Source organism: Limnohabitans sp. Hippo3 (assembly GCF_003063665.1).
In the GTDB taxonomy this organism is placed as follows: domain Bacteria; phylum Pseudomonadota; class Gammaproteobacteria; order Burkholderiales; family Burkholderiaceae_C; genus Limnohabitans_A.
Genome location: NZ_NESF01000010.1, coordinates 99,944 through 121,216, shown reverse-complemented (window position 1 = coordinate 121,216; position 21,273 = coordinate 99,944). Strand labels below are relative to the sequence as shown.

The following is a 21,273-nucleotide window of genomic DNA, read 5'->3' as shown; positions in this document are numbered from 1 at the left end:
TTGAGCGTTATTGGATAAAACTTTATTGCGAACTTTGCCGTCAGGGCGCAGCAAAGCGCAATCGAACTTTGATTTGGCGATGTCGATGCCAAGAAAGTGTGTGTGCATAAAAACTCGAAAGATCAACTTTGTGAATGCGGGCTCACGCCAGGGGCGGGCCAAAGATACTGTCCGATCGTGGAACGAGGGTGAACGCTTGGTGCAAGGAATCTACGTCACGGGCGGTCAAGCCCAAGGTCGGCAACGGCATCCAAGCGCTCAGACCGAGGTGCCCCTCGGCCATGTCTTGAATATGTTTCAGAGGAAAACACATCCAAAGGCATTGAGAAAAATCATACAAGGTCGGCAGCGTCAGCCGTAGGACAAGACCACGCCCACAAACACGCTGAACCCCAGCCAGTGGTTCAGCCGGAACGCCTTGAAGCAGCCCTCGCGGCTGCGCTGGCGGATCAGGAAATAGTGCCAAACCACCTGGCCTGCCGAGACCGCCCAGGCCAGCCAGAACCACAGGCCTTGCTGGAGTGCGTCCAGCAGCCAGGCCCAGATGCACAAATAGGCCACATAAAAACCCATGATGGCGGGGACATCCTTGTCGCCCAGCGTGATGGCCGAGGTCTTCATGCCGATCTTCAGGTCATCGTCGCGGTCCACCATGGCGTATTCGGTGTCGTAGGCCAGCACCCAAAACAGGTTGCCCAGCAGCAAACCCCAGGCCAAAAGCGGCACCTGCCCCTGCACCGCCGCAAACGCCATCGGGATGCCGAAACTGAAGGCCACGCCCAAAACCGCCTGCGGCATGGACACATAACGCTTGGCATAGGGGTAGACCAGGGTCACGGCCAGCGCCGCGAAAGACCAGGCGATGGTGGCCGCGTTGGTGGTGAGCACCAAGCCAAACGCGCACAAGGCCAGCACAGCGCCAAGCCCCAAAGCTTCACGCGTGCCGATGCGTCCACTGGTCACCGGGCGGTTGGCCGTGCGTTTGACGTGCTTGTCAAAGTCGCGGTCGGCCACGTCATTGATGCAGCACCCGGCGCTGCGCATGAGGATGGTGCCCAAGGTGAACACAACGACCAGATGCCAACCCGGAAAGCCCCCGGCGGCCACCCACAAGGCGGCCAATGAGGGCCAAAGCAACAGCAACCAGCCTGCTGGCCGGTTCCAACGGATCAAATCCAGATACAGCTTGAGTTTGTCGGTCATGACAGGCGCGTCACACCCGGCAGCGGGCAGGCATAAATGGCATTGCGCATGGCGGCAATCGCTTCGTAACGGGTGTAGCTGCGGCGCCAGGCCAGCACCACACGGCGTGTGGGCGGCTTGCCGCCCGCCGGATCGACAATGGGCAGGTAGCGCACAGGCGCATCGTGCCGCCCGCCCGAGCGCTTGAGCACGGGCTTGAGTTCGGGCACCGACAGGCGGGGCACCAGGGTCACGCCCATGCCCGCGGCCACCATGTGTTTGATGGTCTCCAGCGACGAGCCTTCAAAGGTCTTGCGGATGCCTTCGGTCTGGCTGGCGTAGCGGGCAAATTCGGGGCAGACCTCCAGCACATGGTCGCGAAAGCAGTGGCCCGTGCCCAGCAACAGCATGGTTTCGTTTTTCAGCTGATCGGGGGTGATGAACGCCTCTTTGGCCAGCGGGTGGTTCAGCGGCAAGGCCGCCATGAACGATTCGTCGTACAAAGGCGCCACTGCCAGCCCCGACTCGGGGAAGGGCTCGGCTAGGATGGCGCAGTCGATCTCGCCCGTGCGCAGCATCTCCAGCAGGCGCACGGTGAAGTTCTCTTGCAGCATCAGCGGCATTTGCGGGATGTCGGTGATGATCTGGCGCACCAGGTCGGGCAGCAAATACGGCCCAATGGTGTAGATGACCCCCAGCCGCATGGTGCCCGACAGCGGGTCTTTGCCGCGCTTGGCAATCTCCTTGATCTCGGCGGCCTGCTCCAGCACACTTTGCGCCTGGCGCACGATCTCTTCGCCCAGGGCGGTGACCGACACTTCGCTGGCGCTGCGCTCGAACAGCTTGACCTCCAGCTCTTCTTCCAGCTTTTTGATGGCCAGCGACAGCGTGGGTTGCGACACGAAGCAGGCCTCGGCCGCCTTGCCAAAATGCTTTTCGCGGGCCACGGCCACGATGTATTTGAGTTCGGTCAGGGTCATGGGCGCTATTTGAACATCAAGCCTTCAAATATTCGGATTTTCCGCCCAGCCACCGGTGGATGTGCCGCTCGGCCAGCTGCGGGTGCTGGTCCAGCATCTGCGGCGCCAGGGCGCGGGCCCAGTCCAGCAAATGGCCGTCGGCCTCCAGATCGGCAAAACGCAGCAAAGGTGCACCCGACTGGCGCGCCCCCAAAAACTCGCCCGGCCCCCGAATCTCCAGATCGCGCCGGGCGATCTCGAAACCGTCGTTCGTCTCCACCATGGCGCGCAGGCGCTCGCGGGCGGTCTCGCTCAGGCGTCCACCTTCTGGCGTGCCGTAAAGCAACACGCAGGCCGAAGCCGCCGCGCCCCGCCCCACCCGGCCGCGCAGCTGGTGCAACTGGGACAGACCAAAACGCTCGGCATGCTCGATCACCATCAGCGACGCATTGGGCACGTCCACCCCCACCTCGATCACCGTGGTGCTGACCAGCACGCCCATCACGCCAGCGGTGAAGAGTTCCATCACCGCCTTTTTTTCGGCCACCGGCATGCGCGAATGCAGCAGCCCCACCATCACGCCCGGCAGGGCTTCGCTCAGGTCGGCATGGGTTTGCGTGGCGTTGGTCAGGTCCAGCGCCTCGCTTTCTTCGATCAGCGGGCACACCCAATACACCTGCCGCCCCTGCTGCAGCTGCGCGCCAATGCGCTCCACCACCTCGTGGCGGCGATGGTCTGACACCACGCGGGTCACGATGGGCGTGCGCCCCGGCGGCAGCTCATCGATCACCGACACATCCAGGTCGGCGTAATAGCTCATGGCCAGCGTGCGCGGAATGGGGGTGGCCGTCATCATCAGCATGTGCGGCTCCATGCCGTCGGCCTGCATCTTGCCGCGCAGGGCCAGGCGCTGCGCCACGCCAAAGCGGTGCTGCTCGTCAATGATGGCCAGCGCCAGGTTTTTGAACTTGACATGCTCCTGAATGACCGCGTGCGTGCCCACCACCAGCGCGGCCTCGCCCGACTCGATCAGCGCCAGCATGGCGGCGCGTTCTTTTTTCTTCTGGCTGCCAATCAACCAGGCCACCTTCACGCCCAAAGGCTCCAGCCAGCCCACCAGCTTGGCAAAGTGCTGGGTGGCCAAAATTTCGGTCGGGGCCATCAGCGCGCATTGCCAGCCCGCATCCACCGCCACCATGGCCGCCAACGCCGCCACCACGGTTTTGCCCGCGCCCACATCGCCTTGCAGCAAACGGTGCATCGGCACATGGCGGGCCAGGTCTTGGGCAATCTCCTGCCCCACGCGCTGCTGGGCATTCGTCAGCCCAAAAGGCAAGGCGGTCAAAAGCTGCCCATACAAGCCCTTGGTCTTGAGCTTCAGCGCCGGGGCCCGCAACAATTCGCGCTCGCGCTTGGCTGTGAGCTGCGACAACTGCTGCGCCAGCAGCTCCTCGCATTTGAGACGCACCCAGGCCGGGTGGCTGCGGTCTTCAAGCGCCGCCAGCGACACATCGGGCGTGGGGTGGTGCAAAAACTGCAGCGCATCGCGCAGCGACCAAGCCCCACGCGGGTCCGGCCAGGGCACGCCCGGGGGCAAAGTCTCGCTCAGGTCGGCATGGTTCAGGCCATTGATCACCGCCCGGCGCAAATAGGCTTGGGCCAGCCCGGCCACGGTGGAATACACCGGGGTCAGCGCCTCGGCCAGATGGCCGCCCGCCGCCTTGAAGGTGGGGTGCATCATGGTCAGACCCATGAAACCGCCCTTGACCTCGCCCCGCGCCCGGATGCGGTTGCCCACCGCCAACGCCTTCTGGTGCGAGGGGTAGAAACTGAAAAACCGCATCACGCAGGTGTCCGAGCCGTCATCCACCGTCACCAGCAGCTGGCGGCGCGGGCGCATCGTGATCTCGCAGGCCGTCACCGTCGCCTCGATCTGCGCGGTATCGCCTTCGCGCACATCGCGCAACTTGACGATGCGGGTTTCATCTTCGTAGCGCAGCGGCAGGTGCAGCGCGAGATCGATGTCACGAACCAGCCCGAGCTTGATCAGCGCCTTTTGGGGCGCGGACAGCGTTTTGGCGGGCGTGGACGCGGACTTGGGGGGCATGCCCCGATTGTGCCGTGAGCGCCTCAGCCCAAAACCTCCCCGGGGAAATGCACCGTTCAGGCAAAATCCGGGCTTCTTTTGATTTGTTCGGGCCTGTCCAGCCCTGCACCATGACTGCTTTCACCGCCCCCCGCGAATTCACCCTGAGTGATTTCGACTTCGAACTCCCCCCCCAACTGATTGCCCAGCACCCCGCCGCCGAACGCAGCGGCTCGCGCCTGCTCGATGGCTCTTCGGCCAAGGTGGTGGACCGTATCTTTCATGAATTACCCGGCTTGCTGAACGCAGGCGACCTGCTCGTGTTCAACGACACCAAGGTGGTGAAGGCGCGTATCTTTGGCGAGAAGGCGTCTGGCGGGAAACTCGAATTGCTGATCGAGCGTGTGCTGCCCGGCCACCAGGTGGTGGCGCACATGAAAGTCAGCAAAAAGCCACTGGTGGGCGGCAAGATGTTTTTGGCAGGCGGTGCCCGCAACGGTGGGTTTGATGCCGTGCTGCTGGGCCGCTGGCCCGATGAAAACGGCCAGCTGTTTCACCTGCAACTGAGCGACGAGCCGCATGCTTTGATGGAAAAGCATGGACATGTGCCGCTCCCCCCCTACATTGAACACACCGACACCGAAGAAGACGCCCAGCGCTACCAGACCGTGTTTGCGCGTGCCCCTGGCGCGGTGGCAGCGCCCACCGCCGCGCTGCATTTTGACGAAGGCGTACTGAACGCCCTGACAGCGCAAGGCGTGCAAACCGCCAGCGTGACGCTGCATGTGGGCGCTGGCACCTTCCAGCCCGTCAAAACCGAAAACATCGCTGAACACACCATGCACAGCGAATGGTACGAAGTGCCTGAGGCCACGCAACAAGCCATTGCCACTTGCAAAGCACGTGGCGGTCGGGTGGTCGCAGTGGGCACGACCACGGTGCGCACGCTGGAATCGTGGGCCAAATTTAGCCAGGCCAGCGGCGACACGCAGATTTTCATCACGCCAGGCTTTGAGTTCCAGGTGGTGGACCGCCTGATCACCAACTTCCACCTGCCCAAGAGCACGCTGATGATGCTGGTGAGTGCCTTTGCGGGCTACGAGCACATCATGGGCCTGTACCGCCACGCGATCGCGCAGCAGTACCGGTTTTTCAGCTACGGGGATGCGATGCTGTTGACGCGCACCCAGATCGATTGAACGGGTTGAAACGCTCGCGCATTACAATTGCATCGCAATTGAAAGGCCTCCTATGAAAACCGCCACACTCCCGGCCCTTCGTGTCAGCCCGGATCTCAGACAAGCCGCCGAAAAGGCACTGCGCCCCAACGAGACCATTTCCAAGCTGATGGAAACCTCACTGGAAAGATTCATCGCACACCGTGCAGCCGAGGACGAGTTCATCGCCCGTGGTTTGCGTTCTGCAGAAGAAGCACGTCAAAGTCAGGTCTACTTTTCAGCGGAAGACGTCCTGAAGGAATTGAAGCGCAAACTGGTGAAGGCCAAGTCCTCGGCCTCTTGAGTCGGGCCGGTCTCGATCATGGATGAGTTTCAGGTTCGCTTCACTGAAAAAGCCCAATCCGATCTGAATCGGCTTTATGAATTCCTTTTGGAATTTGACATTCATACCGCTGAACGGGCATTGCAAGCCATTGAAAACGGTCTGGGTTTTTTGCGCAAATCACCTTTTTCGTGTCGCAAAGCAGCCGAGGGTGCGCATGGCCCTCTGCTCAGAGAGCTCATCATTTTGTTTGGTGCGACCGGGTATCTGGCTCTTTTCGAAATTGAAGACGCTCACACGGTGACCGTCCTCGCATTGCGACATCAGCGAGAAGACGATTTCCACTGATGGCAATGGCCCTCAGCTGGCATCAGCCCAACTGAAGAAACACCCGCCCGCCCTCCACCTTGACCGGCCAGGTCTTGGCGGGTTCTGTGGCCGGGCCGCAGGCCACTGAGCCATCGCGCAGGCTGAACTGGGCCTGGTGGAAGGGGCACTCCACATGGTCGCCTTCCACAAAGCCGTCGCACAGCTTGGCATTGCCGTGTGTGCACAGGTTGTTGATGGCGAACACTTCCCCCTCCACGCTGAACAAGGCAATGTCTTGCCCCTCAGGGCTCACGGCGATGCCCGCGCCTTCAAACAAATCGGCCTCGGCGGCCACGTCAATCCAGGTAGTCATGGTCATATCGGGTAAATGATGGCGTTGGGGATCATTTCGCTGTCGTACACGCACAGGCGTTCAGCGAACTTGAGGCCTTCGGGGGTTTGCACGAGGGTGTCGATGTACCGGCCCACATTGAACACCGTGCTTTCCTTGTCGAGCTTGGTGCGGAACACCGCGTAATTGGCTTCGGCGTGAATGCGGCCGTCCTCCACCTTTCGCACCACGGGTGCCCCCACCACATGCCGCTGGTAATACGGGTCGTGGTAGAGCGTTTCTTGGATGCCGTACACGCGGTCTTTCAGCATGCCTTTGCTGGTGAACGACAACGTGCACAGCGGAAAGCCGCGCTCGTGGTTTTCACGCGGGATGAGTTTGTACACGCATTGCTCGGTGAAGAACTCGGGCCACAAATCCCACTGGCCGCTGTCCACGGCCAGGGCGTAATCGGCGTACAGGCGGCTCAAGGCCATGTGGGTTTCAAAGCTCACCATGGTCAGGCCTCCATCACTTTGCGCCAGTAGGCGTACATGCCCCGGATCAGCGTCTCGGTCACCATGTGGTCGGTCTCGCCCACATCGCGCCCGCCCAGCTCCACCAGCATGCGGTGTTCGGGTTTGGTCTCAAAGGCCTGCTGCGAGAACTCGATCACCTCGCCGTCGTCCGCGCTCACAAAACCCGCCGGGCCAAACAGATTGGACTGGCGCAATCGGCGCTCGGTCATCTCGGGCGTGTCGTCTTCAAAGCCGAAGTGCGTCCACACAAAGTCAAACGCACCATGCCCGTCGGGCTGGATGTGCCGCGTGGACACGCTGTTGACCTGCTGCTGAAAAATCACGCTCGGGAACAGCGTCATCATCACCGCCGTGGGCATCTGCTCGCCCATCTGCCACCAGCCCTCGGGCACGATGTCCAGAAAACTGGCGTCGTGCAACTGCATGCTTTCCTTAAAGCTGCTCACCTGCGTGACCTGCGCCGCAGCGCCCGTGGCCTGGCCCGCGCTACCGCGGGTCGAGATCATGGCGGCGTGGCGGTGGTGCGCGTCCATGCGCAGCTCGCTCTTGTTGTCGGCACGCCAGAGGCCAAAGGTCACAAACCAGGTGTGCAGCAAGCCCGGGTGATAAGGGTCCTTGATGTTTTCCTGCATCAGCTTCCAGTTGCCCGGAATGCGCTGGCGGTTGTAGCCCAGCACCACCAGCTTGCGGCCGTTGAACAGGCGGTCAAAGTATTTCAGGATGGTCGGGCCCATGAAGTCTTCGAGCGACTCAACGTTGTGGTCAAACGACGCGAACACCACGCCGCCGCGCGTGGCCACTTTCAGGGCCGTGAGGCCATGGTCTTTGGGGTCAAAGTCGGCGGGCATGCCGCCATTGACCTTGCCGTCCTGGCGCACGCCGCGCCGGAACGGCACGCCCTGCAAGTCGCCCTTGAGGCTGTAGCTCCACTGGTGGTAGGGGCAGACAAACTCTTTCTTGTTGCCATGGCGCTCGCGGCAAAACTGCATGCCCCGGTGGGCGCAGACGTTCTCAACCACATGGATCTGGCCGTCAGCGGCACGCGTCATGATGACCGAACGCTCACCCACCACGGTGCGCTTGAAATCGCCGGGGTTCGGGATCTCGGCCTCCAGGCCCACATAGCTCCAGTGGCTCTTGTAAAAGAAGCGCTCCAGCTCCTTTTTGTGCCGGTCTTCGTCGGTGTACACGGCAAACGGAACGCGGCTGGTGCCTTCCGTTTCCCAGTGGATGGGGTGTTCAGTCACGTTGTCTCCTTCTTGTTCAAACTCTTGGGCTACTTGTAGGTCGGACCTTCAGGTCCGACGTAAGCGGGTGTGGTGGGCATCGATGTCGGGGCTGAAGCCACCGACCTACCCATACCGATCTTGAAGACTTGATGCTGATCATCCGCGAATCATCGAATTCCGCAAATCGAAATCCAAAGATAATCATTATCCAAATTTCAAATAACACTTCGCCATGGAACTCGCCCGCCTCGACCTGAACCTGCTGCTGGTGTTTCACCACCTGCTGCGCGAAAAGCGCGTCTCGGCCGTGGCCACGGTGCTGGGCATGAGCCAGCCCGCCGTCAGCAGCGCATTGGGTCGCCTGCGCACCAGTCTAGGCGACGAGCTGTTTTTGCGCACCCAGCACGGCATGGCCCCCACACCGTACGCCCTGCAACTGGCCGAGCCAGTGGCCACCGCGCTCGATGGGCTTCAACAAGCGCTGAACGTGCGCGCCGCATTTGACCCAGCCACCAGCGAACGCCGCTTCACCTTGGCCATGACCGATGTGGGCGAGATGTATTTCCTGCCCGTGCTGATGGACGCGCTGGCCCAAACCGCCCCCGGTGTCACCCTCCAGGTGGTGGCCGTGACCAGCGCCAGCCTGGGGGCCGACATGGCGTCTGGTCGCACCGACCTGGCGCTGGGCCTGCTGCCGCAATTGCAGGCGGGGTTTTTCCAGCAGGCGCTGTTTCGCCAGCCTTATGTGTGCCTGATGCGCGAAGGGCACCCGCTGGCCGCTGCGCCCAGCTTGGCGCTGGCCGACTTTGCCGCCGCCAGCCACGTGCGGGTGATTGCAGCAGGCACGGGGCATGGCCGGGTGGATGAAGCGCTGGAACGCCAGGGCCTGCAACGGCGCATTCGCCTCACGGTGCCGCACTACGTGGCCCTGGGCGATGTGCTGGGGCATTCGGACCTGATCGCCACGGTGCCCGAACGTTTTGCGCATCGCGTCACCACACCTTTTGGACTGACCACACGGCCATTGCCGCTGGCGGTGGACGGCAGCGTGATCCACCAGTTCTGGCACGCCCGTCTGCACAAAGACCCCGGGCACCAGTGGTTGCGAACGCTTGTGGCGCAATGCTTTGGCGATGGCACCGACTGACCCCCTCCTACAATCCCTGCCATGCTCCAATTCGACCTGCTCAAAACCGACCCCTCCAGCCACGCCCGTCGCGGCACGCTGACCCTGAACCATGGCGTGGTGCAAACGCCCATCTTCATGCCCGTGGGGACCTACGGCACCGTCAAGGGCGTGATGCCGCGCAGCCTGCACGAGATGGGCGCGCAGATCATTTTGGGCAACACTTTCCACCTGTGGATGCGCCCGGGGCTGGACATCATGAAAGGCTTTGGCGGCCTGCATCAGTTTGAAAAATGGGACAAACCGATCCTGACCGACTCGGGCGGCTTTCAGGTCTGGTCGCTGGGCGAGATGCGCAAAATCACCGAAGAAGGCGTGACCTTTGCCAGCCCCGTGAACGGCGACAAGCTCTTCATGTCGCCCGAGGTGAGCATGCAGATCCAGACCATCCTGAACTCGGACATCGTGATGCAGCTCGACGAGTGCACGCCTTACGAGACCAAGGGGCACCTGACCACCGAAGCCGAAGCGCGCAAATCGATGGAGATGAGCCGCCGCTGGGCCGTGCGCAGCAAGGACGAGTTCGCCCGCCTTGAAAACCCCAACGCGCTGTTTGGCATCGTGCAAGGCGGCATGTTTGAAAACCTCCGCCAAGAGTCGCTGGAAGCGCTGGTCGAGATGGACTTTCCGGGTTACGCCATTGGTGGCGTGAGCGTGGGCGAGCCCAAAGACCTGATGCTGCAAATCATGGCGCACACGCCGCACCGCCTGCCCGCCCACAAGCCGCGCTACCTGATGGGCGTGGGCACGCCCGAGGATTTGGTGCAAGGCGTGGCCGATGGCGTGGACATGTTCGACTGCGTGATGCCCACCCGCAACGCCCGCAACGGCACCGTGTTCACCCGCTTTGGCGACCTGAAGTTGCGCAACGCCCGCCACAAGAACGACCCGCAACCACTGGACAGCACTTGCACCTGCCACGCCTGCGCGGGTGCATCGGGGGTCTCGTGGGACCAGGGAGGCCGTGACGGCTTTTCACGTGCCTACCTGCACCACCTGGACCGCTGCGGCGAAATGCTCGGCCCCATGCTGACCACCATCCACAACCTGCACTACTACCTGAACCTGATGCGCGAAGTGCGCGAATCGCTGGATGCGGGGCAGTTCGCGCAGTTCCGGGCACAGTTCAAGTCAGATCGGGCACGCGGGGTCTGACTTCGTGGGAGGCTGCCCCTGCGGCCGAATGCAAGCTTTGGCTGCACAAGTCATTCGCGAGCAGGGGCTCGCTCCCACAAGGCCAACCAACCCGAAGCCATTTTCAATCGGTCGTGAACACCGTCAACACCCCGGTGTAACCGTACAACTGATTGCGGACAATTTCGCCTGCCGCAAAAAAGCCCACCAAGGGCACATCGCCCAAAGCATGCCGAATGATCTGCATCTCGGCGCTGGGGCCACCAAAGTGGGGGCCACCACGTCCGGTGCAGCTCACATACACCGCGCCCGCAATGCGCTGGCCCGCTTGAGGCACCGTGGGCACCGGGTCGTCGCTCAGGGCATTGATCGCCTCAATGGACAGCACCTCGGGCTCCAGCGCTTCGCGGATTTCGGCGCACACCCGCACCAGGTCGGCACGCGCGGCCTGCACATCGCGGCGGCAAAACGTCAAGCGCATGCCCGGCTCCAGGTGCTCGGCAATCGCCACGCCTTGGCGTAAAGGGTCCAGGCCAATGATGTGGCGCACCCGCACGTCACTGCCCAAGTTGCCCGCACGGCCCACGCCCGAATGCCCGGCGGCACTCAAGCCCACCAGGGTGGAGCGCACCACCGCAATGGCTTTTTGTGGCTCGCTCAGGCTGATGTCCAGATCGGCCAGCATCACATCCAGCGCGGGCTCATCCGCCAGCTTGAGCACCACATGGCCATCGGCTTCGGTGATCTCGCGCTCCGGGGCCACGGGTTGGCAGCCTTGCGTCACGCGTGACAACAAGGCCACCTCGGGCGAGAACGCCACGCCACTCAAACCGCCTTCGAGCACACCACCGTGTGCATTGGCACCCCCTGCGTCTTCAGCCCGCAGCGCAAACTGCACACTGCGTGTGCGGCTGGCGCTCAGGCCGCCAAACAAATAGCCCTGCCGGGTGCGGGCTGCCATCTCGCTGATCAAGTCGGCCAAATCGGGTGTGTGCGAGTCCGCGTGCACCAAAGCCGCATCGGCCCAGCCCGCAGGCAAGGGCGACACGCCGGAGAACACCCGGTATTGCTCAGGCGTCAGGTCGCACAGCATGAGCGCCATGGCGGGCTCGTCAAAGTACTCGGCGTTGCTCACCGCCACACCAATGCCCACCGTACCCGCCCAGTCGGGCACCTCGGGCAAAGCCTGGCGCAAATGGTCCAGCAGCGCTTGCGCCTCGGGCGCGTAATGGTCGGTGATGTAGAGCAGCCCCAATTTCGGTTGACGGGCGTACTCAGGCAGTTCCATCTGAGCACGCAACTGCGCCAGCACCAGGCCTGCGGCCATGCGCCACTGCGGATGGGTGGCGTGGCCACAAGGAAACAGCTTCATGGGCGCTTCACTTCTTGGTGACTTGGCGGGCAGCAGGCTGGCTGGCCGTGCGAGCGGCCTTGGCAGGCGCCACTTTGGCGCCCTGCCGCTTGACCGCTGCCCCACGGGCTGCTGGCTTGGCCCGGGTGGTTTTGGTCGACGCCGATTTGCGGGCGGCCGGGGCTTTCGCCGAGGAGGCGGCTTGGGCCGCCATGCCAGCCTTCATGGCTTCGCCCGCCACGTCCTTCAAGGCCGCTGCGGCAATGCCCTGAAACTGCTGCGTCAATGCGCCCCACCACTGCATCGGGTCCACGGCGGGCTTGGCCGCTTCGTTGACAGAGCCGCTGTCCGCCTTGTCGGCCGACAGGTCCGCTGCAGCCTGGGCCGTCGCATCGGCGCTCGATGCCGACGCCTGCGGTGTGGCCGGCGCGGTTTCAGCCTCGGCCTGGGGAGCGGGCTTGGGGGTGAACAAAGAGGTCCTGGGTTTGGCCGCAGCGTTGGCCGCAGCAGCTGCAGGCGCGGCTTCCGGTGTCGGGGGCTTGGCCGTGAACGCCTTGGCCAGATCGGCCATGTTCACGTTCATGCTTTGCAAGGTGGTCAAGGTCATTTTTTGGACCTCCATCGCCTGGATGGTGGCCTTGAGCGCCGTGGTGTTTTGCTCCAGCCAGAACAGCACCGACTTCAGCTCCTGAATGCGCTTGTCGATCTCTTCGATGCTGAGCGTGGGCGCCACCCAGCTGGCCATGCCAGGCATGCCCGCGGCCGCCGCAGGTTGAGCCTGCGCAGCGGTTTTGGACAGGTTTTGCAAAAAATCAAAACCCGGAACGAATTGGCCGAAGCCGAAAGCCGATGTGTCGCTCATGCCTGTCTCCAAAAAAAGGGGGTGGCATGAGCTTAAACCAAACGACTGGCGGCTATCTTGCAGGCCTTCAGTGCTTGTGCGCCCCGTGCCCGTGGTCATGGCCCGGTGGCATTGCCATGGGCATGGATGCACTGACCGGCAGGCTGACTTGCTGCTGGCTTTGTGCCCCCGAGGCGTCCTTGAACGTCAGGGTCAGGGCCACACTGCTGTCTTTCATGAGCGGGGCTTTCAGGTCCATCAGCATCAGGTGGTAGCTGCCGGGCTTGAGCTCCACCACCTGGTTGGCGGGCAACTCCAACATGGGCATGGCGCGCATTTTCATGACCGTGCCGTCCATCTTCATTTCGTGGATCTCGGCCACCCCCGCCACCGGGGTGGACACGGCCACCAGGCGGGTGGCCTGCGGGGCGGTGAGCTTCATGAAAGCGCCCGTGGCTTTTTGGCCCTGCACGGTGGCACGGGCCCAGCCGCCTTCGATCTTGACCTGGGCACAGGCGAGGCTGCTGACCAGCAGGCCGATGAGCAAGCCGACGAGGTGTTTGGATGTGATGTTCATAGTGTGTTCTGGATTAAAAATGGATAAACCGGGTCCTGCTCCAGAGCGATGCGGTTTTTGCGCATGAAATTTCCTGAAAACAAAACACGGACGACGCAGCCAAGCGGCATCTGCCGCAGCGGCGTCAATGGAAAAGTTCAGGAAAATGCAGGCGGGCCGCGTGGCGGCAGCGGGGAGCCGGTCAGCCAGGCGATGTGGGCTGCCAGAATGGGGCGCAAAGCTTGAGCCAGGCCGCTGACCCGCTCAAAACCCGTCACCACGGGCGGTGGTGGCGCGCTGACATGGGTGCACAAGGGGCAATCCAGGCCACCCGAAGCGGCTGGGCCGTCGCCAGCATCGTCGCCCACCACCATTTTCATGCCGCCCATGGCCGAGCAAACCATCTCGGCGGCTTGGGGCTTGACCAGCGGCGATGCAACCGATGCCCCGATGAACAACGCAAACCACACCAGCACGAAGCGGGTGAGGAGGTGGGCGTTGCGCAATTTCTGCAAGGTGGACATGGTGTCCATTATTGCATCGGATACGCCACAGACATCAAGACAAACCAATCCGGATATTGGCTGTGAACGCATACCCTTGCCGGTGGGCAGTCTCCAAAGGCAGGGCCGTGCCCCAGGCCTCCTTGGCTTTGTTGCGCAGGCGTCGAATCAAAATTTCCAGACGTCTGAAATCGTAATGCTCTGGCTGATGCCCCAAGCTGATGACCAATTCCTCGCGTGAAACCGCCTGCCCCGAAAACTTGGCCAAGCGCTGCAGCAACACATGCTCCGAATGGGTCAATTTGAGCGCACGCCCGTCCGGTGCAAGCAATCGCCACCCTGTTTCATCCAGAACCCAAGACACAGGCGTCTGCCCGCGCAAACGCCGCATCAGGTTATGCACCAATGAAACAATCTCTTCGGGCAATACAGGCTTGACCAGATACACATCCGCCCCCGCACGAACACCGGTCACCCGGCTGAGCGCGTCACTGCGCGCGGTGGTAATGATCACGCCTTTATCACGCAGATCGTTGCGCTTTCTCAACCAACTCAAACCATCGCCATCGGGAAGGCCCAGATCGAGCAACAGCACATCAAAATCGTTCGAACCCATCCACACCTGCGCATCCGCCAGACTGCTCAAGCCATGCGCATCCAGTCCCTCCATGTTCAGGTAGGTGACCAGGGCATCTTGAAGATCAGGCTCATCCTCAATCACAAGAACACGGGCAAGTGGTGGCGAAAGCGTCATGGCGCGTCCTTGAATTGAATGTCTGGCAACCAGATACAAAAAGTGGCACCTTGCCCCGGGGTGCTGTTCAGCGTCACATGCCCGCCGTGCGCCTGGACAATGCGCTGAACAATGGACAAGCCCAGACCCACGCCACGCACCTGGCTTTCGGGTGCCAGTCTGAAAAACTCGGTAAAAATTTTCTCCTGCGAATTCGGGGCGATCCCCGCCCCCTCATCGATCACCGCAATCCCGACATACCCGGTCTTTGCCTGCGTCGCGATGGTAATGGTCGTGTCTGCCGGTGAATATTTCGCGGCATTGTCAATGAGGTTGGTCAGCGCCACACCCAAGTGGTATTCGTCGGCCACCAGGGTGTCGACTTCCGCAGCCAACTGCCAATTCACTGCATGGTTAAGCAAGAGATGGGGATTGGTCTGGATCAGCGTGCGCAGCCAGGCTTGCAAGGCCAGTGGTTTGGGCTCCAGCACCTCAAGGGACTGTGCAATCGAATCGCTGTGCAGCCATTTGTCAAACATCACGGTCAGCCGGTGGGTGGCACTGCCAATGGCCTCGAGCCGTTTAGTGATCTGATTGAGGCCTCGTTCGTGCTCCTTGCGCATCAGGCTGGCCTGGCTCTGGATGATGCTCAAAGGCGTGCGAAATTCATGCGAAATCATTGAGCCAAAACGCACATACTGCTCTCGCAGATTTCTCTCCAGCTTCAGGGCTGTTTCCAATTGCGCCGTTCGTTCCTGGACCGCCTGCTTGAGCTTGCCCTCGGAAGCCTGCGTCACCTCCAGCAAAGCCTGATTGGCTTGCAACGTTTGCGCCTGCGCAGAAACGTAGGCCCGGTGCTCCGTCCGCAAAATATCCGCCAGCGCCAACGCCATGAACAACATTTCAACCACCGTGGACAGCTGCACAGCATAAGACGTGAACCCATTGCTGGGCAGCACGCCATAAGACCGCAGAGTGGCAACCCCCACGCCCACCCAGAGGACCAGCCATCCGGTCATGAAAAAGCGGACATCCTGCCGCTGGCGCATGAATTCCTGCACCCCAGCAAAGCTGACCAGCAGGCCCATGACCAATGCATTGAACAACAACAACTGGTTGGCAAGCCCCTGCGCGCCGGGCAGCAAAAGTTGTACAAAGGACAGGGCAGCCGTGCACAAAAACAACGCTTCACTCACGCGCATAACCTGAACAAACCAGGGTCTTCCCTCGTGTGTGACCAATATCTTGCGGGCGAACCATGCGGCAAAAAATGCCGCCAGACTGAAAAACGCCGTTTGCGACACATCGTCGAAAGCTGGTGAGTCAGGCCAGAACTGCTGACGCCCAAAGCCATTACTGGCAAACATGCCCACACCAGCGCTGATGATGTAACACGCATAAATGAGGAAGCGCTTATCGCGCAAGGCAAGGTAAATAATCAACCCGTACATAGCCAGCACAACCAAACCACCGTAATACATGAACTGCAGCCACTGAAAACGTTGCTGATGCTGACGATAAGCGTCCGGTTGCCACACAGTCAGGGGGATGGTCAGTGAGTAATTCGACGTGACACGCAGGTAAAAGTGTTCCGCTTCGGTACTCACCTCCAGCGGAAAAACAAAGTGCCGATCGTAGTAAGGCCGACTGCTGAAAGGCCGACTGCTCCCAGTACGGACAACCGGCCCGCTCGGCGGATAAAAATCCAGTTCAGCCAGCTTGGCGAAATGCACCTCCAGCAGCCAGCTGGCGGGCGCGCTTTCCTGGCGCTGCAAAGGCACACGAATCCAATACGCCGATGAGGTGAAGCCGAAGTTCATCTCGGTGCCGCCACGCGTCCAACGGCGAAACTTGGCCTCCATGCCGCGCACGTCGTCCAAAGTCCATTTTCCGTCACGGTCTTCCAGGAATTCCGCGCCAGCCAGAAGGTTCACCTGCATGGACTGGCTGTTCAAAACCGAAGCTTGAACCCACTGGGCCAGCAGGCACCAACAAAGCGCCAGGATGGTGTGTTTCGCAAATTTCATAGGTTTCACAAAGATTATCCGCCGGCATTAGACGGCAGGAGTGCTTCACCGAGCAATGTCGGAATTTGTCGAAAAAATGTCGCATCAAGTCGCGAGTGACAGGAATTTGACGGAACTTGTCGACCTGGATGTATAGCGGATGAACACGTATCCCATAAAAATCAATATCAGCAATTTCAATCATCAATAACAACAAAAATCAATGATCGACGCATCCACGGATTGGGAGAAATCGGTATGAGGGCATGGATCCCCCTGTGTCTGGGCGCACTGGTCTTTGTAACGTCGGTCCATGCCCAAAGTGATGCAAGGGCCGGTTTTCTTGAGGCCGTCAGGATCATGGCCTACGCCCACCCCGCCACCCAGTCTGCCGCACGCAACCTCGATGCGGCAGCCCAGGATCAGAACGCCGCCCGTTGGCAACGCTTTCCCACCCCCAGCTTCCAAAGCCTCTCGCCCCAAGGTGGCGCAGTGGGCGACAAAACCAACCGACTGGTGCTGGAACAACCCTTGTACGCCGGAGGCCGCATTGACGCAGGCATCGCTGCCGCCGACCACCGCCTCACCGCTGGTCAGCACCAGCATCTGCAAGTGGCACAAGAAACTGCCATCAAACTGGTCAATACCTGGTACGACTGGCTACGCCTCAAAGACAGGGTAGGCGTGCAACAAGAAGGCGTGGAAGCACACCGCAAGCTGCGCCAACAAATCGAGCGTCGCGCACAAGAGGGTGTCAGCACTGAAATCGACTTGGCCTTAGCGGCTGCGCGTCTAAGCCAAGTTCAAAGTGAACTGTCTCAAACCCAGTCGGCACTCAGCGCCACACAAGAACAGCTGCGCCAACTGGCAGGCGAGCACTTGCCCATGCTGATCGCCGCAGGCACAGCGCTGCAATCACAAGCCCTGCCGCAACCCCGAACCTACTGGCTGGAAACCGCCCAACTTCGAGATCCACAACTGGCCAAGCTTGCCGCCGAATTACTGGCGGCCGATGCCGACATCCGCGCCAAGCAGGGGCAGCTCATGCCCACTGTCAGCGTCATGGTGGACCGCAATTTCACAGGTCTTCAACAAGGTACACGCACCTGGCTGCAAGTCAGCGTGCAGCCAGGCGCGGGCTTGTCCAGCGTGGCCGCCATACGCGCTGCGGTGGCACGCAAAGAGTCGGCAGCCGAAACCCGTCGCACTGCCGAACTTGAACTGCGCCAAAACCTGGCGGCCGACCTGGCCAGCCACCAAGCTGCACGCGAACAAATGGGCGTGGCCAGTTTGCTGCGGCAATCGACACAAGACGTTGCCGACTCTTACGCACGGCAATTTGTGGCAGGCCGCAAAAGTTGGCTCGAAGTGCTCAACGCCGTGCGCGAAGCCATGCAAGCCCGCTTGTCGGTGATGGACGCGCAAGCTTTGCTCGGACAAACCGCCTGGCGGCTGCACCTGCGCGCCTTTGGCCTCGAAACCTCGCCGGGAGCTGTCCTGTGAATGCCTTGTTCCCCGCTTTCATGCACCTATGCCGCCTCAGTCGCCAAGGGGTGAACCACCACACCGTGGTGTTCGCACTCGAAGACATCGGCGACGGCGAGCACAACCCCCAAGAGCTGCTCACCCGGCTTTGGCAGCACCTGGGTCGCCAGGGCGAGCCCATGCTCATGGAAGCACTCAGCCCCGACATGCTGCCTGCGCTTGTGTTCCACCCCGAGCGCGGCTGGGGCGTGGCAGAAGTGGTCGATGTGCGTGGCGGTCTGGTCGTAGCGGACGGGCGTGGTGACCAAACCCTGTGGAACCAGGAGACGCTCACTGCCGTTTCCAGTTTTCTGCTGCCCCCGCCAGAGGTCACCCAGTCCAACTCCACCTGGGCCCTCATCAAAGGCGCATTGACCCGGCACCGCAAAACCCTCATCAGTGCGGCGCTGGCCACCGCGCTCGTCAATGTGATCTCACTGATCGTTTCGCTCTACAGCATGCAGGTGTACGACCGCGTCATTCCCACGGGCGGCACCGCCACGCTGGTGGTGCTGACGGCGGGTGCCATCCTGGCTTCGCTGTTCGAGTTTGGCTTGAAATGGCTGCGCGGCCACGCGATTGACCAAGTCGGTGCGCTTGTCGACACCGATGTCTCGCGCCAACTGGTGGCCCGCCTGCTGGCGATACGCCTCGATGCGCGCCCGGCCCAAGTCGGCACGCTGGCCGCACAAGTGCGGGGTTTTGAGCATGTGCGCCAACTCATGACATCGGGCACTTTGTTCTTTGTGGTGGATCTGCCATTCGGCCTGCTCTTCCTGGCCGTCATCGCCATGTTGGGCGGCTGGACCGTGCTGCCACCACTGATCGTGGCCGCTTGCAGTGTCGCTCTGGGCTTGCATGCCGTGCGCAGGGTTCAAAACCTGAGCGAAAAAAGCGTGGTCGAAAGCAACCGCAAAAACGGTGTGCTGGTCGAAGCCATTGAAAGCGGCGAAACCCTCAAAGCCAGCCGTGGCGAATGGCGCCTGATGCGCCGCTGGAACGACTTGGTCGAAGATGTCGCCGTGACCGACCTGGCACTGCGCCAGCACAATGCCACCACCAGCTACCTGGTGACCCTGCTGCAAGGCATGGGTTATGTGGCCATGATCGCCACCGGCGCCATGCTCGCCATCAACGGTCAACTCACCACCGGTGCGCTGCTGGCTTGCTCCATCCTGAATGGTCGGGCCGTCAGCCCCTTGCTGCAACTGCCCTCGTTGTTGGTGCAATGGAGCCAGGCCAAGGTCTCGGTGCGCATGCTTGACCGCCTGCTGGCCTTGCCCACCGACACCGCCCCCGACAGCGAGCAGATCACCCCTGACCAGACCCTGGGCGACCTGCGGGCAGAACAGCTGCGGTTTGGTTACGCAGACGCCCCTGCACCCAGCCTCGCACTGTCCAACCCGCTGCACATTCGTCCCGGCGAACATGTCGGCATCCTGGGTGAAATCGGTTCGGGCAAATCCACCCTGCTCAAGCTGCTGGCCGGTTTGTACCGCCCCCAAGGCGGCATGGTGCAGCTGGACGGCATCGACATGGCGCACCTGAGCCCCGACTACCTGCGTCACGCGCTGGCCTATCTGGCGCAGGACTACTGCCTGGTTGGCGGCAGTCTGCGGGACAACCTGACCCTGGGCCTGGCAGACCCTGGCGATGCCGCCCTCATGCAAGCTTGCACTGCCACCGGGCTGATCCAGCTGGTCAACCGGCACCCCAAAGGCCTGGCCCTGCCCATCAGCGAAGGCGGGCGCGGTGTCTCGGGCGGTCAGCGCCAGCTGATCGGCCTGACGCGGCTCATGTTGGCCAAGTCACCGGTCTGGCTGCTCGACGAGCCCACCGCATCGCTCGACCAGACCACCGAAACCGCCGTGCTCAAGGCCCTGCAACAACACAGCCAGGGCCGCACCCTCGTTGTGGTCACCCACAAACCCACTTTGTTGCCCTTGTTTGACAGACTCATCGTCGTGAACCAAGGCCGCATCGTGCTCGATGGCCCGCGCGACGCGGTGCTGGCGCGGCTGCAAACCTCACGCAACGAGGGCCCCAACAAAACCGAGACGGCCCCTGTAACAGCGCTTCGCCCAACAAACCCTGCCACCATGAAAAAGGTCAGCGGATGAACACCCTCGTCAACACCCGACCCGGCACACGACTGGTCGCCCCCACCCCCCGTGCCGGTCGTCTGGTTTGGGCCACCGCCATCGTGGTGCTGGGGTTTGTGGCTTGGGCCTCCTGGGCTGACCTGGACCAGATCACCCGTGGCAACGGACAAGTCATCGCAAGCAGCTACACCCAGGTGCTGCAGGCGGTCGACGGCGGCACCCTGCACACGCTGGAGGTGAAAGAAGGCGACAGTGTCAAACGCGGCCAACTTCTGGCCAGGCTCGATGCCGTCAAAGCCCAGTCGAGCTATCAGGAAACGGCGGCCCGAGCCGCCGCCCTGAGCGCCAACATGGCCCGACTACGGGCTGAAGTGTTTGGCGGTGAGCCGCGTTTTGGCCCCGAGGTCACGGGCTACCCCGAATTTGTGAGCAACCAGCGCTCTCTGTTTGCCAAGCGCCAGTCGGCCATCCGCGAAGAAGTGGCCGCCCTGCAAGCGGCACTCGCCCTTGCCCGCAAAGAGCTGGACATGAACCTGCCCTTGGCCAAAAGCGGCGACGTGAGCCAGGCCGATGTGCTTCGCCTGCAACGCCAAGTGGCCGACCTGCAAGGCCAGATCACCAACCGCAGCAACAAATACATGCAAGACAGCCAAGCCGAGCTGTCCAAAGCCGAAGAAGACCTGGCAGGTGTGTTGCAGGTGCTGGCGCAACGCAAAGACCAGTTGGGTAACACCCGCTTGGTGGCACCGGTAGACGGCATTGTGAAAAACGTGCGCGTGACCACACTGGGTGCGGTGCTCAAACCCGGCGAAGAATTGCTGTCCATCGTGCCCGGCGGTGACGAGCTGATTGTCGAAGTCAAGATCAAACCCGCCGACATCGCCTGGCTCAAAACCGGATTGCCAGCCACCGTGAAATTTGATGCCTGGGACTACGCCCTGCATGGCAGTTTTGCGGGGCAGGTCAGCTACATCAGCCCCGACACCCTGCGCGAAGACACCCGCCAGGGCGAACAGACCTATTACCGCGTCAAAGTGGCCCTGAACCAGACCTCGCTGGTCAGCCACAAAGGCCACACCATCCCGCTGCAGCCCGGCATGACCGCCCAGGTCGACATCAAGACCGGTACGCAAAGCGTCCTCGAATACCTCACCAAGCCCATCACCAAAACCCTGTCGGAATCGATGGGCGAGCGTTAAGCA

General features: G+C 61.7%; 20 protein-coding genes. 8 read left to right on the top strand and 12 right to left on the bottom strand.

Translation table 11 applies throughout. From position 1 onward, the window contains the following. Nucleotides 1–351: 351 nt before the first annotated feature. Genes ubiA through recG form a run of 3 tightly spaced genes read right to left on the bottom strand, consistent with a single transcriptional unit; the run spans nt 352 to nt 4,248 of the window. The gene (gene ubiA, locus B9Z34_RS11600; protein ID WP_108428271.1) at nt 352–1,203 is read right to left on the bottom strand and encodes a 4-hydroxybenzoate octaprenyltransferase; all 852 of its coding nucleotides are present in this window, start codon (nt 1,201–1,203) and stop codon (nt 352–354) included. Then, nucleotides 1,200–2,162, bottom strand: coding sequence for a LysR substrate-binding domain-containing protein (locus B9Z34_RS11595; protein WP_108428270.1), 963 nt, complete (start codon nt 2,160–2,162; stop codon nt 1,200–1,202). Before B9Z34_RS11595 ends, ubiA begins: the two co-directional genes overlap by 4 nt. Before the next feature lie 16 nt (nt 2,163–2,178). Further along, entirely contained in the window at nt 2,179–4,248 is a 2,070-nt protein-coding gene (gene recG, locus B9Z34_RS11590; RefSeq protein WP_108428269.1) for an ATP-dependent DNA helicase RecG, read from the bottom strand. Nucleotides 4,249–4,358: 110 nt separating this feature from the next. On the opposite strand from recG, the gene queA reads away from it, so the two are divergent. From queA to B9Z34_RS11575, 3 genes are read left to right on the top strand one after another with little or no spacing between them, the layout of a single operon-like run. After that, nucleotides 4,359–5,426, top strand: a complete 1,068-nt coding sequence (gene queA / locus B9Z34_RS11585) for a tRNA preQ1(34) S-adenosylmethionine ribosyltransferase-isomerase QueA (protein WP_108428268.1) — start codon at nt 4,359–4,361, stop codon at nt 5,424–5,426. A gap of 52 nt (nt 5,427–5,478) precedes the next feature. After that, nucleotides 5,479–5,748 carry a YlcI/YnfO family protein gene (locus B9Z34_RS11580; RefSeq protein ID WP_108428267.1) on the top strand — a complete coding sequence of 90 codons (270 nt, stop codon included), beginning with the start codon at nt 5,479–5,481 and terminating at the stop codon, nt 5,746–5,748. 18 nt (nt 5,749–5,766) lie between these two features. Then, complete coding sequence (locus B9Z34_RS11575; RefSeq protein WP_108428266.1) at nt 5,767–6,075, top strand: type II toxin-antitoxin system RelE/ParE family toxin; 309 nt, start codon at nt 5,767–5,769, stop codon at nt 6,073–6,075. A 22-nt stretch (nt 6,076–6,097) separates the two neighbouring features. Here the strand turns inward: B9Z34_RS11575 and B9Z34_RS11570 are convergent, their stop codons facing one another. Genes B9Z34_RS11570 through B9Z34_RS11560 form a run of 3 tightly spaced genes read right to left on the bottom strand, consistent with a single transcriptional unit; the run spans nt 6,098 to nt 8,153 of the window. Beyond that, nucleotides 6,098–6,415, bottom strand: a complete 318-nt coding sequence (locus B9Z34_RS11570; RefSeq protein WP_108428265.1) for a non-heme iron oxygenase ferredoxin subunit — start codon at nt 6,413–6,415, stop codon at nt 6,098–6,100. Beyond that, entirely contained in the window at nt 6,412–6,885 is a 474-nt protein-coding gene (locus B9Z34_RS11565; RefSeq protein ID WP_108428264.1) for an aromatic-ring-hydroxylating dioxygenase subunit beta, read from the bottom strand. Before B9Z34_RS11565 ends, B9Z34_RS11570 begins: the two co-directional genes overlap by 4 nt. 2 nt (nt 6,886–6,887) lie before the next feature. Beyond that, on the bottom strand, nt 6,888–8,153 hold the full coding sequence (locus tag B9Z34_RS11560) for an aromatic ring-hydroxylating dioxygenase subunit alpha (protein WP_108428263.1): 1,266 nt from the start codon (nt 8,151–8,153) through the stop codon (nt 6,888–6,890). A 214-nt stretch (nt 8,154–8,367) separates the two neighbouring features. Between B9Z34_RS11560 and B9Z34_RS11555 the strand changes: the two genes are divergently transcribed. Next, nucleotides 8,368–9,282 (top strand): LysR family transcriptional regulator, encoded by a 915-nt coding sequence (locus tag B9Z34_RS11555; protein WP_108428262.1) that lies wholly within the window; start codon nt 8,368–8,370, stop codon nt 9,280–9,282. 21 nt (nt 9,283–9,303) lie between these two features. Then, nucleotides 9,304–10,476 carry a tRNA guanosine(34) transglycosylase Tgt gene (gene tgt / locus B9Z34_RS11550; RefSeq protein ID WP_108428261.1) on the top strand — a complete coding sequence of 391 codons (1,173 nt, stop codon included), beginning with the start codon at nt 9,304–9,306 and terminating at the stop codon, nt 10,474–10,476. A 103-nt stretch (nt 10,477–10,579) separates the two neighbouring features. Here tgt and B9Z34_RS11545 read toward each other — a convergent pair whose 3' ends face one another. The 6 genes from B9Z34_RS11545 to B9Z34_RS11520 all read right to left on the bottom strand — a co-directional run bounded on the left by B9Z34_RS11545 (nt 10,580) and on the right by B9Z34_RS11520 (nt 16,466). Then, entirely contained in the window at nt 10,580–11,827 is a 1,248-nt protein-coding gene (locus B9Z34_RS11545) for an FIST N-terminal domain-containing protein (RefSeq protein ID WP_108428260.1), read from the bottom strand. A 7-nt stretch (nt 11,828–11,834) separates the two neighbouring features. Then, the gene (locus B9Z34_RS11540; RefSeq protein WP_108428259.1) at nt 11,835–12,668 is read right to left on the bottom strand and encodes a PhaM family polyhydroxyalkanoate granule multifunctional regulatory protein; all 834 of its coding nucleotides are present in this window, start codon (nt 12,666–12,668) and stop codon (nt 11,835–11,837) included. A gap of 67 nt (nt 12,669–12,735) precedes the next feature. Further along, nucleotides 12,736–13,224, bottom strand: a complete 489-nt coding sequence (locus B9Z34_RS11535) for a copper chaperone PCu(A)C (RefSeq protein WP_108428258.1) — start codon at nt 13,222–13,224, stop codon at nt 12,736–12,738. A 137-nt stretch (nt 13,225–13,361) separates the two neighbouring features. Further along, nucleotides 13,362–13,727 (bottom strand): DUF2946 family protein, encoded by a 366-nt coding sequence (locus B9Z34_RS11530; RefSeq protein WP_108428285.1) that lies wholly within the window; start codon nt 13,725–13,727, stop codon nt 13,362–13,364. Nucleotides 13,728–13,761: 34 nt separating this feature from the next. Continuing rightward, the gene (locus tag B9Z34_RS11525) at nt 13,762–14,460 is read right to left on the bottom strand and encodes a response regulator transcription factor (RefSeq protein WP_108428257.1); all 699 of its coding nucleotides are present in this window, start codon (nt 14,458–14,460) and stop codon (nt 13,762–13,764) included. Next, nucleotides 14,457–16,466: a sensor histidine kinase gene (locus B9Z34_RS11520; RefSeq protein WP_108428256.1), complete on the bottom strand. Its 2,010-nt coding sequence runs from the start codon at nt 16,464–16,466 to the stop codon at nt 14,457–14,459. Before B9Z34_RS11520 ends, B9Z34_RS11525 begins: the two co-directional genes overlap by 4 nt. A gap of 339 nt (nt 16,467–16,805) precedes the next feature. On the opposite strand from B9Z34_RS11520, the gene B9Z34_RS11515 reads away from it, so the two are divergent. The 3 genes from B9Z34_RS11515 to B9Z34_RS11505 are packed head-to-tail and all read left to right on the top strand — an operon-like array spanning nt 16,806 to nt 21,270. Further along, nucleotides 16,806–17,948, top strand: coding sequence for a TolC family protein (locus B9Z34_RS11515; RefSeq protein WP_158268725.1), 1,143 nt, complete (start codon nt 16,806–16,808; stop codon nt 17,946–17,948). A gap of 50 nt (nt 17,949–17,998) precedes the next feature. After that, complete coding sequence (locus B9Z34_RS11510) at nt 17,999–20,089, top strand: ATP-binding cassette domain-containing protein (RefSeq protein WP_158268724.1); 2,091 nt, start codon at nt 17,999–18,001, stop codon at nt 20,087–20,089. Continuing rightward, on the top strand, nt 20,086–21,270 hold the full coding sequence (locus tag B9Z34_RS11505; protein WP_108428253.1) for an HlyD family type I secretion periplasmic adaptor subunit: 1,185 nt from the start codon (nt 20,086–20,088) through the stop codon (nt 21,268–21,270). Before B9Z34_RS11510 ends, B9Z34_RS11505 begins: the two co-directional genes overlap by 4 nt. The last annotated feature ends 3 nt before the right edge of the window (nt 21,271–21,273 follow it).